Annotated in this window: 13 protein-coding genes; 7 read left to right on the forward strand and 6 right to left on the reverse strand. The window is 47.8% G+C overall.

The features are described from left to right. Nucleotides 1-76 precede the first annotated feature (76 nt). Both DCC85_RS01290 and DCC85_RS01295 read left to right on the forward strand, forming a co-directional pair. Nucleotides 77-1,720, forward strand: coding sequence for an ABC transporter ATP-binding protein (locus DCC85_RS01290; RefSeq protein ID WP_108463944.1), 1,644 nt, complete (start codon nt 77-79; stop codon nt 1,718-1,720). Nucleotides 1,721-1,940: 220 nt separating this feature from the next. Beyond that, nucleotides 1,941-3,509 carry a DUF5050 domain-containing protein gene (locus DCC85_RS01295; protein WP_159081732.1) on the forward strand — a complete coding sequence of 523 codons (1,569 nt, stop codon included), beginning with the start codon at nt 1,941-1,943 and terminating at the stop codon, nt 3,507-3,509. A gap of 58 nt (nt 3,510-3,567) precedes the next feature. On the opposite strand, the gene DCC85_RS01300 is transcribed toward DCC85_RS01295, so the two are convergent. Further along, a complete protein-coding gene (locus DCC85_RS01300; protein WP_108463946.1) occupies nt 3,568-4,176 on the reverse strand; it encodes a spore coat protein in 609 nt (202 codons plus the stop codon). 146 nt (nt 4,177-4,322) lie between these two features. Between DCC85_RS01300 and DCC85_RS01305 the strand changes: the two genes are divergently transcribed. Continuing rightward, nucleotides 4,323-5,054: a lysozyme inhibitor LprI family protein gene (locus DCC85_RS01305; RefSeq protein WP_108463947.1), complete on the forward strand. Its 732-nt coding sequence runs from the start codon at nt 4,323-4,325 to the stop codon at nt 5,052-5,054. Between the two features lie 82 nt (nt 5,055-5,136). On the opposite strand, the gene DCC85_RS01310 is transcribed toward DCC85_RS01305, so the two are convergent. The 3 genes from DCC85_RS01310 to DCC85_RS01320 all read right to left on the reverse strand — a co-directional run bounded on the left by DCC85_RS01310 (nt 5,137) and on the right by DCC85_RS01320 (nt 9,095). Further along, nucleotides 5,137-6,213 carry a phosphotransferase family protein gene (locus DCC85_RS01310; protein WP_108463948.1) on the reverse strand — a complete coding sequence of 359 codons (1,077 nt, stop codon included), beginning with the start codon at nt 6,211-6,213 and terminating at the stop codon, nt 5,137-5,139. Nucleotides 6,214-6,365: 152 nt separating this feature from the next. Beyond that, nucleotides 6,366-7,928, reverse strand: a complete 1,563-nt coding sequence (locus DCC85_RS01315) for a DUF5050 domain-containing protein (RefSeq protein ID WP_108463949.1) — start codon at nt 7,926-7,928, stop codon at nt 6,366-6,368. A 258-nt stretch (nt 7,929-8,186) separates the two neighbouring features. Continuing rightward, nucleotides 8,187-9,095 (reverse strand): DMT family transporter, encoded by a 909-nt coding sequence (locus DCC85_RS01320; protein ID WP_108463950.1) that lies wholly within the window; start codon nt 9,093-9,095, stop codon nt 8,187-8,189. Between the two features lie 249 nt (nt 9,096-9,344). Here DCC85_RS01320 and DCC85_RS01325 point away from each other — a divergent pair, with 249 nt between their 5' ends. From DCC85_RS01325 to DCC85_RS01335, 3 genes are all read left to right on the forward strand, one after another. Next, the gene (locus DCC85_RS01325) at nt 9,345-13,085 is read left to right on the forward strand and encodes an alpha-L-arabinofuranosidase C-terminal domain-containing protein (protein WP_108463951.1); all 3,741 of its coding nucleotides are present in this window, start codon (nt 9,345-9,347) and stop codon (nt 13,083-13,085) included. Between the two features lie 341 nt (nt 13,086-13,426). After that, the gene (locus DCC85_RS01330) at nt 13,427-14,008 is read left to right on the forward strand and encodes an RNA polymerase sigma factor (protein ID WP_108463952.1); all 582 of its coding nucleotides are present in this window, start codon (nt 13,427-13,429) and stop codon (nt 14,006-14,008) included. Continuing rightward, nucleotides 13,965-15,638 carry a DUF4179 domain-containing protein gene (locus tag DCC85_RS01335; RefSeq protein WP_108463953.1) on the forward strand — a complete coding sequence of 558 codons (1,674 nt, stop codon included), beginning with the start codon at nt 13,965-13,967 and terminating at the stop codon, nt 15,636-15,638. Before DCC85_RS01330 ends, DCC85_RS01335 begins: the two co-directional genes overlap by 44 nt. 44 nt (nt 15,639-15,682) lie before the next feature. Here the strand turns inward: DCC85_RS01335 and DCC85_RS01340 are convergent, their stop codons facing one another. Further along, nucleotides 15,683-16,300, reverse strand: a complete 618-nt coding sequence (locus DCC85_RS01340; RefSeq protein ID WP_108463954.1) for a DUF5823 family protein — start codon at nt 16,298-16,300, stop codon at nt 15,683-15,685. Between the two features lie 274 nt (nt 16,301-16,574). Between DCC85_RS01340 and DCC85_RS01345 the strand changes: the two genes are divergently transcribed. Continuing rightward, a complete protein-coding gene (locus tag DCC85_RS01345) occupies nt 16,575-16,964 on the forward strand; it encodes a hypothetical protein (protein WP_108463955.1) in 390 nt (129 codons plus the stop codon). 176 nt (nt 16,965-17,140) lie between these two features. Here the strand turns inward: DCC85_RS01345 and DCC85_RS01350 are convergent, their stop codons facing one another. Beyond that, nucleotides 17,141-17,584, reverse strand: a complete 444-nt coding sequence (locus tag DCC85_RS01350) for a hypothetical protein (RefSeq protein ID WP_108463956.1) — start codon at nt 17,582-17,584, stop codon at nt 17,141-17,143. Nucleotides 17,585-17,626 lie beyond the last annotated feature (42 nt).

Below are 17,626 nucleotides of genomic sequence, written 5' to 3' on the forward strand. Positions count from 1 at the left end.
TCATTTCACAATCTTATCCTTTGGTAATTTTTAAGTTCAACTTATGTAGAGGTAATAGTAGGGGAGTTGGATAAAAGTGGATAAAAATTATTTGGTTCGGCATGTATGGGAACACAAGACTAAATTAATTGTTTGTTTTATATTGCTGGTTATGATTACACTACTTAGCATTGTACCTGGAATATTAACTAAGAACATATTTGATAAAGGGATAATGGTTGAGAATTTTAGATATATCTTCATCAGTGTTGTTATGCTGTGTGCAACTTATATCTTAAACGGGGCTTTAACCTATATTTCTAATAATCTGAATATAAAGGTTACGCAGAATGTTTTATCTGAAATATACAAGGAATTGTTAGTAAAGATTTTGAAAATGCCAATGGATTTTTTTAAAGATAAGGAAAGCGGGTATATACTAAGCCGTTTAAATGAAGTGAACCAATTGAGCTCGATATTGTCGCTTACAGTTCTACAATCCGTTATTGGTGTATTCCAGTTTCTTGGTGTATATACGATTTTAATTATTACAGATTACAAGATTACATTACTTTTCACGGTCATAATCCCGCTATTTATAATAGTGCCCAAATATTGTAACAGCAAACTGACTGGTTATTCCAAGAACGTGTTCGAAAAAAACTCCGTCTTGCAAGGGAAAGTTGTACAAGCGATTAAAGGAGTCGAAGAAATTAAGACCTTATCTTTAGAAGAGGATAAGTCGAAGGAATTGAGTGAGATTGTAACTGGGCTAAAGACATTTCAAATTAAGCAAGCGAATGTTTTTTCAATAAGTTCTGTTTTTTCGTCGGGATTAAATAATATCGTAAGCGTCTTAATTTTATTGGTTTGCGGTTATTTCGTCGTGTTTCATCATCTTTCACTAGGTACCTACATGATGTTTTCTATGTACATTCCAATTTTATGCGGCAGCATTCAATCGATTACAACAGTCTTCGTTCATTTGAAACCTACTATGATCAGTTTTAAGAGAATTGAAACATTTTTTTACGAGGTTGAGGAGGAGGAAATGAATTGTAAACTCCCCATCGATGAAATCAGAACGATAACGATCGAAAACTTAAATTTTAAATATGCTAACCATCCCAATCTCATTATAGAGGATCTGAATTTGACGATTGAGGCGAACGATAAGATTTTAATAACGGGTAAAAACGGCTCTGGAAAAACAACTTTGTTAAGACTCTTGCTAGGTTTATATCGCGTTGATGATGGAAGGATCTTGGTAAATGGTATGAATATCAATGATATAACAAGAGATTCGCTAAGGAATAGAATCAGTACGGTATCTCAAAAAATCCATTTATTTAATGACAGTATTAAAAACAATATAATTTGTCATTATGATGTTGATCCACAGCAATATTCAAAAATCTTAGATGCCGTTAATTTAGCAGACTTTATTCAAACGTTAGAATTAAAGGACGATACGCTTGTCGGTGAGAATGGGGTTAACCTATCAGGTGGTCAAATTCAGAAAATTGCCATTGCAAGAGCCTTAATTCGCAATGCGGATGTGTTCCTTTTTGACGAATTTTTAAGCAATGTCGATGATGAGAGCAAATCAATAATAGAAGTGCTACTTCAAGATATGCTGAAAGATAAAATCTGTATCTTTATAGAGCATCAACCGCTATTCGATAGCATATGCAATAAATTGGTTAATATGGAGAAGGCTAATTACAGCTTAGTCCAGTAACATGAAGGCTTGTTTGCGACTGCTTGCTACGAAAGCTGAGTTAATAAATAGTCATTTATAACTATGAATTTATATGGTAAGGAGGATGGCTTCCTAACAGTCATTTTTTTACAATGTTAATGCTAATTATTAGAAAGAGGGATTCGAAGGGGGCTGGAGGCCAAACAATATATCGTTATGATCTGCTGAGGTACTTTTTTGGAAAATGGGAGGGAAAGGGATGTTAAAAAAGGTAGTTCTCATCTCAGCTTTGCTGCTTGGCAGTCTGGGTCCAGGATTTACAGCAACAGCGGCTGAGGATAGTGTGACCAATGAGATTAAGGATTCTATTGTCTTAGCGATCGACAGCTCCAAAGCTTATATCAACGGCAAGCCAGCTCGAATTGATAACAAAGACCAGAGCATTGTCCCTATTGCAGATAAGGGAAACACACTAATTCCACTGCGGTTTGTAGCGGATCAACTCGGCGGCAGCCTGACCTACAATGCTAAGAGCAAAGAAATCACCATTAAAGCAGGCGGCAATACAGCCAGAACCAAGGTGGGTGATTCCGTACTATACATAAATGAGAAGAAGACAGCCATGAATACAGCAAGTAAAACAGTAAACGGAACCACGTATCTGCCTTTGAGAGCTGTAGTGGAGGATGTGTTCCATAAGAAGCTGTATGCAAAGAACGGCATTATCGTCATCAGCAACGAGCCTAAGACCCTCACGGACAGCACGCTTACCAAGCTTGCGAAGGAGCTGAAGCCGTATCTTATCTATACAGGCGGTGAACAGCTGCTGAATATATATTCCGATGGAACTTATACTTATCAGGAGTTGGCGAGGGATGATACGGAGATCATTAATGACGGCTCTAATAGAGTGGTGGATATAGTCAACGGGTACTATTATCTTGAATATAATAATTACCAGCCAAACAATTATATGATTCATAAGGTAAGTCTGGATGGGAGCTATGTGAAAACCCTGAAGCCGAATATTCAGGAATATGATTCTCTACAGGCCGTTGGAGGCGGTTATCTGTACTTTCTGAATCCTAACCATAACATTACTAGAGTTAATGAGAACAACCTCTCGGACCGCAAGGTAATTGGTAAGGGGTATTTCTTAAGAGATCAGGCTTATATTAGGAATGACCAAATTTGGTTTACGGACCAAGGGGATGATGCTGACCAGGCTATCTATACGATTTATAACGGGAAGAAGACCCGGATTACGGGGAAAGACTGTTATCTCTATTATGTTCATGATAATTGGATCTATTATGGGCATTATGAGAATAAAGGATGGGTTTTGTACCGGATCACATTAGGCGGAGGGAAGAAGACAAAGCTAAGCGGAAATGAGGATATCCTTGAATCTGTGATTTCCAATAACAAGATCTATTACCTGGACCACCGTTCCAAGACGGTTAAGGAAATGAACTTGGACGGTTCGAACAAGAGAGTGGTCTGCAAGCTAGGAAAGCTGGGTGGAAGCATATTTGCAGGCAGTAAGGGAAATATTTATTTTACAGAAGAGGATCAGTACCTGGTTGGTTCTTCTCAAGCATTATACAAAGTGAACACGGCGACCGGGGCCAAGAAGCAATTAGTTAATATTGATCTCGATTTCTCTTCTTATTGGAGACGCATTCTGAATGTGCAGGAGCTTGGAGATAATGTCTATTATACGGTGTACAGCAAGGTCTATCGGGTGAAAAATGACGGGACCGGGCTAAAGCCGATTGATCATTATTTGGATGGGTATCGTGATCCGGTAGGTCTAAGAATCAATTGAAGATGAATCAGAACCCCTTTCTGTCCTTGCAGGCAGCAAGGGGTTCTTTTTTGCAGCATTACATATAATAGTTGTCGCTTCTTACAGGAGTTCCCGCCGGGGTTGTGCCATAGGCATGAATATAGGTATTCATAGTTGTATCTTTGAGGGTTGGAACTTGATAGTACCCTTTTTGATTAGCGTATTGAAAAGCCTCATAAGCCATATCTGCAGCTTTGTTGGCAGCCGCCTGCATGGTTTGGCGAAGCACCGGATGGGCCATCTCAAGCGTGGCTTTCATTTTCATGTTAGCGGATTGCTTATGGCAGCCTACAAGACAGAGGGCCACGTCCGCATCGTCAATCTGATCAGTGTTCTGCACAGGGGCTTGAGTCTGCGGCTGGTGCAGACCGTACATAGGCTGGAACGAGTTGGTGGCAAACGGTCTAACATTGACCATGTTTTTTTGCATACGCTGCGGCATGGCTTGGGAGGCCCCTAACGAATGTGCCAGCTGCACCATGTTATTGTACTCCATGGTACATGCATTGAAATGGTTGTTGATCATGGTTTGCAGCTGTCCTTCTCTAGCAAAGGGGCGATACAGCTGCAGGGTGTTCAATCCTTGGATCGTCTCGTTCAAAACTTCATGCAATTCCAGAACCTCGTGTGCACCAAGTGTGTTCATGATTGTGCGAACCCTCCATAAAGATAGTTTTTTTACTTTATAAGTCTGTACAGAAGGAGGCTGGACCATTCACCATTTAAGGAGTAATTAGGTAATTTATCGCAACATTCAAACGTTGAGGCCGTCTGTATACATGAGGTGATCCAATGAAGAAGCTGGGATTTTTATTGATGATAGCTTGCATTGTCCTGACCGGATGCAAGAGCTCCAAGGATAGCGAGAGCACCTGGCCGGAACCGGGTAGAGTGCAGGAGGGTGCGAACCAAGACCAGGCGGGCGGCAGCCAGAATGGCAGCCTTCATGTAACAGAAGAACAACCGGCTGAACCGGCAGATGCAACGAACAAGCCGGTTACAGGCAATGAGCATGATAGCACACAGCATTCCGCAGCATCGGCTGGGGAAGGGGAAGCTGGAGCTGGAGCCGATACAGGCACAAGTACAAGCACTAGCAAAAGCACTAGCAAAAGCACTAGCAAAAGCAAAGGCGACTCTAAAGCACAGTCAAACTCCTCGCAAGTAAAGACTAAGCAGGCTTATCTTCAGAAGCTGGAAGACGTGGAGAACAGCCTTTCCGACCTGGAAGAGTTGGACGCTGGAGATATGGTAGAAATGAACGAAGCTGCTGCAGAGAGGTACAAGCGCTGGGATAAGGCGCTTAATGAGATATATGGAGCGCTGAAGAAGCAGCTGTCCAAGGAAGAGATGGCGAAGCTGAAGCAGGAGCAGCTTAAGTGGATCAAACATCGGGATGACCAGGCTGAGGAGGCCGCATCGGATAATGAGGGGGGGACTCTGGAATCGTTCGCGCGGGTCTCAACACAAGCAGAGCTGACTAGAGAGCGATGTTATGAATTGGTTAAGACTTATATGAAGTAAAGGAAGGCGCCTGGATCAGGCGCCTTTGCTTGTTGGACGACTACTCGAATACCGTTATTTGAAGTTTAGGACGCTGGCAGCGCTAATTCTTGAGCAGAGCAGGACCATTCAAATCTCGGTAGGCCTCGGCTGTCCGCTCCAACTCTCGGAACCATAGCCATCGCATCTCTATCCGTTCTTGTTCTTGGATGCACCACTGGGCTGCCACGAAGAAGCACTGCATGGCAGATAGCTTGTAGTCAAGGAGCAGTAACTCCCAGGAATAGTCTGTGACTCCAAGCTGAACTAGCTGTTCGTAGTAGGCTTTCAAAACGGCAGTTTCATATTGCCGTCTAAGGGCAGGCTCCCACCAGAGGACCATCATATAGGATAGATCGCTTGGGCCCAGCCAGCTCGTTAGAGACCAATCGAAAGGCTGCCGATCAATCAGATAGATCTCCTTGTCTGTTGCCTTGGAGGACAGGATGTTGCCAGGATTCAAGTCGCCATGAACCAGGGTTCCCTGGTCTGGGAATGTCTCCTGTCTTCGCAGCATGGCCTTCGGCAGATCGTGAAATACCTGCTGAATCATGCTGCGGTATTCCTCATATTCACTTTCCGGCAGAGCCTGTAGGATAGGGGCCAGTCCTTGCTGCATATAGGACAGATACCGGTGAATCTGATCGGAGCTCATGGAGGCATAGCCTGGATCCTGCTTGTGGCGAGTCCCCCAGTAATAGCTGTGCAGCTTGGCGGCAGCGCGGGCACAAGCCTGCCCGTATTCTAATGTAGGCTGGACTTCCCAGCCATTCTGATGCGTGGAAGATAGATCTTCCAGAAGCAAATGATAACCGGAGTGTTCATAAACAGCGTCATAGCAATAGGGGATGGGTGCATCCGCCAAACCAGCATAGTCCCTGGTATAGTAGTGAACTTCAGAGCTCCCGAAGGGGCCTTGGCATAGCTTAAGAATCAGACTGTTCGGAAGCCCGGTGCCTGCATTCTGATATTGCAGTGAGATCTTATACACAGTGGAGTTCTTAGCCTCCAAGGGCTGAATGGTGAAGCTCGCAATTTGATTGCTATTAGGCAGCTTCCCTGCTCTGATCAGGCAGCGCTGAAGGTAATCCAGGCTAAGCTGTGCCTGGTCTGTTGGATCTGTAATAAGATGAGATCCCATATCACCAATTCCCCTTCCAATATACGGATATCTTGATGGTAGCAGATCATTCAAGATGTATCCAATATAGGGGGACGGGATTTTTCTATGTTACAGCGATATAAAAAGAAGGCCCGCCGAAATAAGCAGGCCTTCACTTTCTTATGACGAAATCAGTGGTTGGTATTCACAACCAGCTGGGATACCTTCATATTCTTCAAATAGTATTTGCCGCCAACCTGGAAGAAGGTGGCGTTAGCCGTTATCGTTCCGCCCTTGATTGTAACGGAGGTGTCATCTTCCGGCTGTATCGAGTATTGAGAGTATCCGTGATCGTACTCGTTGGCCATCTGGAAGACAGCTGTGTATTCTTTGAGCTGGTTAAGTACACGATCGGTTTGAACCAGGCCGCGCAAGGTCTCCTCATCTGGATAAGTCAGGCCGAAGACCAGGCATTTGGCCGCACCGAGCAGACGCTCACTGGAGAATACTTCGTTTCCTCCGGTAATCTGTGACTCCTGTGTCTGAAGCTCTCCAATACGAATAGCCTTCTTGTCCTTGGACAGCTGATCGTACAGCTTGTTGAGGTCCTCCAGGGAAGAATCATCGACATAATCGGTGGCACCTGGGGTCTCCTGGGCATCGGGCACCTTCTCTTCCAGCGCTAGTTCACGAACATGGAGGGTATATTTCCCAGCCTGGTCAGGCTGGAAGGTATAAGCTTCCGTGGAGGTAACTCCGAACCGGATATACCTGAACGGTTGAGAGGAGTCCTGCGCTTCTCCCATCAGTTGCCGCGGATAAGAGCCGTCCTTGTTCATCCAGTAAAGTTGACCATCCCGGTCATAGAAGATCTTGCCGTTATGAATCAGAAACTGGCCTACGGGTTCCTCATTCAGCTGCACGATATTGCTTCCAGAAGTGCTCCGTTTGTAGAGCCTCGAATTCTCTGTATAGTAAATGGTGTCCCCGTCCACTTGGAAGTTACTGAGATGAATGCCGTCAAACAGCAGCTTCCGGGTGTAGGAAGGGTCATTAATATTAATAGCGTACATGTTATCCTTCTGCATGGTTTCTTCGGAAGAGTAGTACAGGGTATCGTGCGCCAGGTTGAAATGAAGTGCGGCTCTGCCGTCATCGGACAGCATTTTGACATTGCTGCCATCCACATTGGCTACGAGCAGCAGGTCCTGCTTGGCCCGAATGCCGACCTCGTCTTTGGAGATGAAATACAGCTTGCCGTTATAGACCAGTGCCTCAATGATGATGTGTTCCTTCCCATCCGAAAGTGTGATAGGCTGAGGCTTCTCATGGGGTCTTACCTTCCATAGCTTTGAATTGTTAAGATAGTAGATCCAATCTTGATCCATCCCGATCAGGGTGATGTTGCCATACTCTCCCTCGGCGGAATCGAGCAGATAGTTGGTGTCGTCAGGATTCTTGGCGTCCCAACGCAGATTCTTGTCATCGGACAGAATTACAGCCTGCTTGGTTTCTACGGCGAACAGATTTGGGGTGATCGTGCCGTCTTGATAGCCTATGGTCAGATTTTCAAAATCTAGCTGGTCTGAAGCCTTCTTGGTTTCTTTTTCTGAAGCTTGGCTTCCCTGCTTCTGTGAGGTGGATGCTGTTGTTCCCTGGTTATTGTTCTGGTTCTCCTGGCTTTGACAGCCGCTGGCCAGCAGGCTAATCGCCACTAAGCCAGCTAGGGGAAGTCTTCTAAGCTGTGCGTTCATTCTGCTATGTGCTCCTTCTAGTTGTTGTGATCCTTGATGCCTAGTTGATACTGAATGAATAGGACAAAAGATCCATTCATATCATATACTACCAAGGATAAAAATAGTATAACTATTGTGAATCGTGAGCGCCGGTTTTACGAAACAAATTAGAGAACTGTACGAAACAGCCTCTGAAGTTACAGGTTGAGCCGTTAGGCCATCCAGTAGCTTCAGAGGCTGTTTGCTATAAGCTATAAGCCTTCTATTAGAGCTGAGTTACAGTTCGTCAGCGATCCCAAGCAACGCGATCCCTATAATGACACACACGATCACGGCATACTGCACCTTGTTCAGTCTCTCCTTCAGGAAGATCCGAGAGAGGATAACGGAGACTATGCTATAGGATGCGATCAGCGGAGCTGCGATAATTGCATTGCTCGACATGGCGAAGACATAGAAGAACTGCCCGGTTGTCTCAAATATAGCTGCATATCCTTTTACACGCTCGTGAAAAAGATTGAAGGATTGCTTGCGCACGATCCGAAGGTAGGCATAGGCCAGTACAGCGCAGATGAAGAAGGTATATTCATAGGCAAGCAAGGCAGCGTCCTCTTGAATGAGCTTCAGCTCATCCAGATAAATGCCATCCGCAAACGTGCCGAGTCCATCAATAATGCAGTAGAGAATTGGGAACATAATGGCCATGAAGCCAATCTGATACTTCTTATCCGCCTGGGTTAGATTCGCCTGCAGGGCGCCTTGTTCAGACCTCTTCTCCAGCACCGCAATGCCAATCACACCTGCGGTAATGATGGTGATGCCAAGGATTTGAATGACGTTCAGTGTGTGGGTGAAGAAGATGAACAGGAGCAGCGTAGTGACCGCCCCGGAGGAATTTTGCACCGGAGAAGCGATGGACAGCTCAATATACCTAAGGCCAATATAACCGATGGCCATAGATAGGATATAAAGTGCCGATACGGGGAGGTAGCGCATCATATCGGCCGGGTGAAAGTCGAGCCCTTTGAACAGCATGTAGCCGGTGGCATGAACCCCCATGACCAGCCCGACCATGATTACAATGCGAATATGGCTGAATCGGTCGTCCGGATCGCTGCCCTTCTTATAGAATAAATCGGCGGCTCCCCAAGCTAGGGCCGTTAATAGAGCAAATGCAAACCACATGAACAGAACTCCTTGATAAAATTCAGATTTGCCCAGGTACCCTGAGCCTACTTATTATAAAAGACCACCGGGTTCTACTGTCAATGACATAGATAGGCAATACGGCTGACTTATTGATTAAGTTTAATTTTCAAAAATAGTCATGATCCCTGGTTGAAAAAGAGACGCGGAATAGGTTAGTATAGCTATATAAGATGCAATTATGTTAATTTATTAATAATTATATTAATGAAGTATAGGAGAATGACCATGACCACTTTCCGAAATGAATTGATTGCACATTACAGGTTCGACGATGCAAGCCATGTTGCTAAGGACAGCTCAGGCCAGGGACAGGACGGCACCCTAGCAGGGAAGACTCCGCCTGTAGTGTCAGAGCTGGGCGGCAGAACTGCGGTTACTTTTGCAGGCGGCAAGAGCGGTACTTCTTATATTCAGCTGCCGGCGGATTTACTTAAAGATGTAAGCGATAACACCGGTGTAACGGTGACGGCGTGGGTGAACTTCGGCAATGGCTCTGATATGTGGGAACGGATTTTTGACTTTGGAGGAGGAGACGGCTCACCTTATCTTTTCCTGAACCGAAACCTGCGGGGCACCCTCTTTGCTGGCGAGGAATTGTCCGTGGACCCGGGAAGAGGCTTCGTGCGCGATGAATGGATGCATGTAGCGATCTCTGTGCTCGGTACGAAAGGCGGTACCCTAAGCAGCGCAGGCGCCACGCTTTATGTCAATGGTGAACTGATGGCCGACGGAATGATCAGCCAGACGTCAAGCGGCAATTACGCTAAGCTGCGCAGATGGTTCGAAACCTTTGCAGACTCTTCCAATTACAGCAGCAACTATATTGGACACTCTCAGTTCGAAGTGGACTCGGACTTTGCCGGTGCTTTGTCAGACTTCCGTATTTATAAGGCAGGCTTATCCATGGACGAAGTCATCGATGTCATGTGTGAATCACTGACCGATGAAGAGGTCGTGAAGCTGGCCAGAGATAAATATTTGACCTTCCCGACCCTGGTGGTAACCAAGGATCTGTCCTTGCCAACTTCACTGATGGGCGGCAAAGTGCGGGTGGCCTGGAAGTCCAGCCATCCGGAGGTTTTATCGAATAGCGGCCAGGTGCAGGCCATTACGTCAGCGCACGGCGTAACCGTAACAGCGGTGCTGACTCGGGGCACAAGCTCCATTGAGCGAAGCTTCCAGATTTCGGTGCTGCCGAAGGAGCTGCCGCCTTATACGCTGACCATTCATGGCGGCAAGGATGCGCTGGATGTCAGCGAGGTCATGTATGGGCTGTTCTATGAGGATATTAACAATGCAGCCGATGGCGGAATTTATGCGGAGCTGGTACAGAACCGTTCCTTCGAATCCTTTGCATTTGATACGTATAATCATGCATCCGGTGAATGCGGCTGTTCCACAGGCCGGAACCGCGAGCCGCTGTTCGCCTGGTCGGGCGATACCGACAAGATGACGCCGAAGAACAGCGGGGGCTTGAATGAATTTTTCGGGATTACAGACAGAGACGTGAACGCTTATTACGTGACGGTAGCGGATGGGGCGACGATCCGTAACAAGGGCTTTGCTGACAGCAACCAGCACTGCGCTATGTCGATTGTGGAGGGTTCCAAGTATGACTTCACGATCTGGGCAAAGGCGGAGTCGGCGGGCACCATTACCCTTCAGCTGGAAGACTCGGAAGGCCATGCGATCAGCGACTCGGTAACCGTAGAGGTGGAAGGCGGAGGCACCTGGAAGAAATACGGAGTGGAATCCCAGCTGGTGCTAACCGGTAATAAGACAGTGCTTGGACAGCTTGTCCTTACCTTCAGCGGCGAAATCTCCATGGATATGGTATCCCTGATGCCGCGTGACGTATGGGGTGCGGAGGAAGAGGAGCGCTCGCAGTCAGCGCATGCCAACTACCTGGGCAACCCGAACTACCGCCTGAGAAAAGACCTGGTGAATGCCTTGGTGGGCCTGCATCCGAAGTTCCTGCGCTTCCCTGGCGGATGTATCTCCGAAGGATCATTTATCTGGGAGAACGTCTACGATTGGAAAGAGTCTGTTGGCCAAATTGAGCTGCGCAAGGAGAATTTCAACGTCTGGGGCTATATGATGACCATGGGCCTTGGCTATATGGAATACTTCCAGCTGGCGGAAGACCTGAATGCCGCCCCCCTTCCGGTCATGGCCTGCGGTGTGCTGTGCCAGGCGCGTTCGGACTATGCTCATCCGGCTGGCGGAGCGCTTAGAGATTACTATATTAAGAACTTTACCGATCTCATTGACTTTGCGATCAGCACAGACTTCGAGAACAACGAGTGGGCAGCGATGCGGAAGTCCATGGGTCATGAAGCACCGTTTGATCTTCGCTATCTGGGCGTAGGTAATGAGAACTGGGGCACTGAATTCTTCGCGAACTTTGAAGTCTTCAAGACATCCATTGATGAATACATGGAGAAGAACTACCCTGGCTATGAGCTGCACATTATCTCAACGGTTGGCGCGCAGGCCGATGACGATGCTTATCAGCAAGGCTGGAAGTTCCTCAGCGGGAACATGACCGGGTCCGCGAAGGTTGCTTTTGCAGACGGTACGAAGGTTATTGAAGAGACGGTAACCTGGTACGGCAAGCAGAAGGACTATATGGATACGATTGCGGATGAGCACTATTACCGTTCCAATGATTATTTGCTGAATAACGTAGATCGTTACAATTATTACTATAGAGCCTATAACAGGGATGGCAGCATAGATTGGAAGAAGACTTCCAAGGTATTCGTAGGTGAGTATGCTTCCACGGATAAAAATACACTGGCAGGCGCGGTTGCTGAGGCGGCCGTAATGACCGGCTTTGAGAACAACGCCGATGTCGTGCGGCTCGCCGCTTACGCGCCGTTGTTCAACAAGGTGCTGACCGACGGCACCTACCGCTGGACGCCGGACTGCATCTGGTTCGACGATGAGACGGTATGGTTCACGCCGAACTACTATGTGCAGCAGCTGTATGCCAAATATCTGGGCACCAAGGTGCTAAGCACTTCCTTCTCGACGTATCGCCACGGCAAGAAGGTGGAGCTGATTCCTTACGGCGGCATTGAGATTGCTACAGGCCAAGCGGAAGTGGCCGTGAAGCGCGTCACGGTCACCTCGAACAAGGATGGCAGCATCCTGCTGGACCAAGACTTTACACAAGAGCTGAATCCGGCATGGCAGACCATTCCTGGATCTGCAGGCTATACGATCGATGCGGAGAAGGGGCTAGTCTTGAAGGCACAGGAGAGCGGCCTGAACGGCTTGTATATCCTGAACGACAGCTGGACCAACTACAAGGTAGAGGTCGTAGCAACCCGGATGTCCGGCGTTGATGGCTTCTATGTAGGTGCAGGCCTTACGGATATTACGCCGGATAACAAGGACGTTATCGAATATGCCATCGGTTATGGCGGCAACGCTACCGGCGTGAAGGTTTATAAGCAGGGAGTCGAGGGCTATACTTTGGGCGATTACTCGTCCAGTACGGCGGCCGGTAACATGAGAGCCGCCAATTATGAAAAGCTCTCGGACAATACGGAATACACGATTACGGTGAATTACGGTGGCGAGACGGGAGGCAGTCTGATCTGCTCCTATACGGACGGGCAGACAACGAGCAAAGTGCTGGACTACAAGCTTGAAGCGTATAACCGTGACGTGTTCAACTCGGTGACCTGCGACAACGAGCATGTCTATGTGAAGCTGGTCAATGCGGACGCTGTAGATAAGGCGACCCAGCTGGAGCTGGAGGCGCTGGAGGTGGCGCCATCCGCGAAGTTGATCACTTTGACAGCGGACGCTTCCCTGGTGCGGGTGCCGAACGTGAACAAGAAGAACGATGAGAAGGTCGTGCCTAGCGAGCAGTTTGTACAGCTTGATGGAGGCTCCATTCTTCTGAATCTGCCTGCGCATTCTGTCAATGTGCTGGTACTGGACTTCAAGGCGTAAAGATCGAATAGCATAGAGGTACAGGGCCGCCTTCAGTAGGTGTTAACTACTGGGGGCGGCTTCTTGTATTGCCGGGAATAAGATCTATTATTTCGTGCCTATTGCTAATGTGCTTTGATAGGTTCCATTTCTCATAACGAGAAAAGGGAGATCGCACCAGACTGAAAGTGCTACTCCGTAATCTACGGATCCGCCTGTCTGACCCGTGAGAGGCTTTGAGGAAATAGGGCTGCTTGCGGGTTTTTAGATTAATGTCCAGAATAAGTGAGAGAAAAGCGGATGAACGCCAGTCTTAGTAGTGACATAAATGAACATGCCACACCCTAAGAGGAGGGGAGCAAGTGGGGCTAACTGATGATTATTCTATTATTGAACAGGTACTGGGTGGTGACAAACAGGCGTATGCAGAGATTGTCCAGCGTTATCAGAATAAGCTGTATGGGCTATTTCGCAGGATGGGTTCATCCGAGGCAGATGCGGAGGACCTGACCCAGGAGACCTTGGTCAAGGCTTACCGCAAGCTGGCTTCGCATCGTCCGGATCGGAGCTTTGCGGGCTGGATTTATAAGATTGCCATCAATCTGCAGAAAGACCGCGGACAGAGGAAAAGGCTGGATGCAAGCTCACAGGAAGAGCGAAGTGAATCGGAGACGCCGGAATCCAAGCTGCTGCAGAAGGAGCTGCGGTCCGAGCTGGACCGCCTGCTGGAGAGTCTGCCCGACCATTACCGGCTAGTGCTGATCTTGCGGTACACGAATCAGCTCAGCCATGAGGAAATCGCCGAGATGACCGGCATGTCTGTGCGGAAGGTGACCAATGTGGTGTATCGTGCGAAAGATCGTCTGCGCAAAATGCTAAGAGCGAAGGAGGGACACGGCTATGAATTCCTGGGATCGTACAAGAATAAAGAAAGCCGATCTTAAGAAGCGAGCAGGTCAGGTCACAAGCAATGACCGAGCCTGGGAGGAGGCGCTCTTCGAAGAGAGTTTGGACAGTGATTTTACGAACCGTGTGATGCGGGCTCTTGAGGGTGCTCAGATAGAGTCGGAAGGGGAAGGGGCGAAGAGAAGCGGCCTCATGGCGGAGGCGTTGACCCAGGAGCCTACTCTATCTGCTGTATTGTCTGAGCCCATTGCTCACGCCTTGAAGGAAGCGGCTGACCTGGAGGGGGCCTCCTCCATCGCAGTCCAGGCAGCGCGGCAGCGGAAGAAAGAGCGTACTGCTCGGCGCAAGGTCTGGAGCGGGGCTGCGGCGATCATATTGCTTGCAGGCGGTGTATTGCTCTATACGCAGCCTACCCTTGCAGACATGGTGCGTTCGCTTTTTGCCCAGGGGAGCTATATTGATAAAGGCATGGAGCAGGTCAAGGACGCCGGATTGGTTCAGATTTCAGGGGTCAGTGCCGAGGACCAGGGGTACACGCTCAAGGTCAATGAGGTCATTGCGGATTCTACCCGGCTTGTGATCGGCATTGAAGCTGCGGATGCGAAGGGGAACCCCGTGTCTCTTGAAGGTCTGACGTCGGAATATACGATATTTGATAAGCAGAGAGGCGAGCACGGACTTATTCCTTATACAACCAGCTCAGGCGGAAACAACACGGTCCAGAGAATCAATTTTACATTCATGCGGCCTGTTTTGACCGATCAGCTTCAAGTCAATGCGATGATTAATGGATTCTACATGCGTACCGGTGAAATGGATACAAAGCGCATCGAGGGGGTGTGGGACCTGAAGTTTGATGTGGATCTGAAGAAAGCCAAATCGCTCACCCTGCTGACACCCTTAGACCAATCTTACGAGACACCGGGCGGTGTGAAGATTCATATGCAGGGGGCCAGCCGAACCCCAAGCGGTGGTTCGCTTGAGCTGACCACAGAGCTGTCTGCGGCGGCAGCAAAGCGAGCGGAAGATGGACAGAGCGGCTTTCACGAACTGGAATTTCACTTGGAGGATGCCTCGGGGAACCTTATTGGCGAGAAGCCGGATACCAACATGGAGTCGCAGCGGCATTATGAGCTGGATCGCTGGAGCGGGGAGAGACGATGGTTCTTCCAGTTTGATAATTTTGCTTATGACAAGCAGCCTATTAAGTTTGTGCTGGATGGTTATCTGATTCGGGAGAAGAGCGCGGAGACGATTGAACTGAATACGGCTCCATCCGCCTCCTGGCCTGTCCATTATAAGGATGACTATGATGACTTCCTGCTGCAGAAGATGAAACTTGAGCCTGATCCCGAGCATGAAGGGAAACAGGTTATGGTGATCCCGGTCAGCGGCACATTTAGCAGCTACCGGTTTGAGAAGGATCAGTGGGTGGCTACAGACGATAAAGGGCAGGAGTATTCGGTGAGTTACCGCGGTGGTTATACTATGGATAATCGAACGAAGCTTGCTCAGCCCACAGAGGATGCGGGGTTTCATGTAAAAGGGCTTAGGGAAGTGCCGAAGAAGCTGACCCTCAAGCGTACCGTGGTCAATCGCTTATACAGAGACGCGCATTGGTCGTTCTACATTCCGCAGACGGGAACGAGTGGCGTCATTACGGAATAAATAAACTTAGGCGGCACCCCGTGAAGGGTGCCGCCATTTATGCCTTATATCATATTGCTGCTTACGACCTTTTCCTCCGCCGCATTCTCGGTTGATGGCTTATCCTCCTTGTCGCTCATGTTCATGGCGAGCCGGATTCCGAGCCCGGCAAGGCCTAAGACAGCGGATAGCACGAGGATGTAGGTTTGCGACAGCTCCCACTCCTTGAAGATAACCAGTTCGCTAGCGCGAAACGCAAGGTATGCTGGGATAAATCCTGCGGCGAAGGACAGCATTTGCTGGTTGTCCTTGGAGAGGGAACTCTTCTGAATACTGTAGACCATAAACAGGGTCAGGTAGAATAGCGTCAGCAGGGTCAGTCCCAACTGGTAGAAGATCAGTTCGCTTGGTGAGGCTACGCCGTCGTCAATAACTTTTGTAAAGAATTGTACAATTTTAACCGCGAGCACCCATCCTCCGAAGAAGAACAAGATTTCAAGCAGCGCTCGCTTAAGATAGCTTTCCTTCAAGAGCCCATCCTTCTTCTCACGGATCAGCTGAAAGAGAACTCCTAAGAAAATTCCTCCGCACCAAATGTAGAAATAAGCTGGCAGGTGTCCGTCAAAGAAGTCCGACAGCTGCCGGATTCCCTCTTTAAAGGTTAAGGCAATGAATGCGATCATGTTGATTCCCCCTAAAGTCTGAAATGAATTTGCGTCATCTTCGCGTCTTTAAATGAGCCGCTGTGTTCATTACCTATCGTAGCAGGCTGAGTTTAACGGAAGCTTACCTCATGTTAAATCCGGGCTGAATTATGACCCTGGGGGCTGGAGCATTTGGCTGGTGAGGAACAGGAGCTGTAAATAAATTATTAAGCCACCCGGGTTAACTGTACAATCCTCTTCTCGAATCTCGCATTTAATAATAGCGATAGAAGCGAAAGGAGAGGATATATAGATGAGCCGGAAGCAAGCGATATATTCAACAGGTATCTTGCGACGCCCGGGCAATGTCAGATATGCTCTGGTCGATGTGGTGAACCTGAATCGGACCACCAGTCGCAATGTTACGGTGGAGGTGTTCGACTGGTCCAGCGGCTCGCCTGTTGCATTGCAGATACAGCCGACTGGAAGTCAGCGGTGCAAGGTAAAGGTAGGTCCGAATCAGACTGTATATTTATACGCAGATATTTCAAATGTGAGATTTAAGTATGAGGTCCGTGTAAGCCGGATTCTGGACCGCAGACTGATTGCTAATGTGTTCGGGGTCACGAATGTTCCATATGCGCCACAGGAAGGCGGAACAGTGCTTCAGCGCAATTTGGTGAAGATCAATAGAGTTTGCTAGGATAAATGAATATTGCTTCATAAAAAAACTGGTGGCCGTAATAGCGGACACCAGTTTTTTCGGTAGTTTTATTAACTTTCATTCCATAAATATTCCCTTTTAGGGGCTTGATAAATTATTTACTTGGGATAAAAAATACCCCAGTTATGTAACTAGGGTATTTTATAGGTGCCGAATTATTTGCTGACGTAGACATTTCCACCCGTAGCCACCGATGCCGAAAGGTTATTTTGCGCTTTGATTATATATGTCCCGGCATTAACATCTGTAAAGGTTTTAGAAGCTGGGGCTCCAAGTGCTCCTCCTACACTCGCACTAACAGTGAAAGATACGGACTTACCACTTACAACGTTGTAAAGATAATAGGTTACGTTAGCAGCCTGGCTACGATCTTCATTTCCGTTAGTGTCTTTTACATATTGATCTACCATAACAGTGACAGTCCCGGAAGATCCCACTTTAAAGCTCTGGCCTACATTTACAGTGTCCTCTCCCTTTAAAACAGTGTGCCAGTTTGAAACCGAGCTTGCTGCGAAGGTAGGAGAAGAAGCAAACAGGACAGAGAACAAAAGTGTAAAAACAGCCAAAAACGGAATTCTAAATCTCTTCATTACTGCCATAACTGTAACAGCTCCTTTATGTAATAGATTTGCGGTTAACAA

Source organism: Paenibacillus sp. CAA11 (genome assembly GCF_003060825.1).
Taxonomy (GTDB): domain Bacteria; phylum Bacillota; class Bacilli; order Paenibacillales; family Paenibacillaceae; genus Fontibacillus.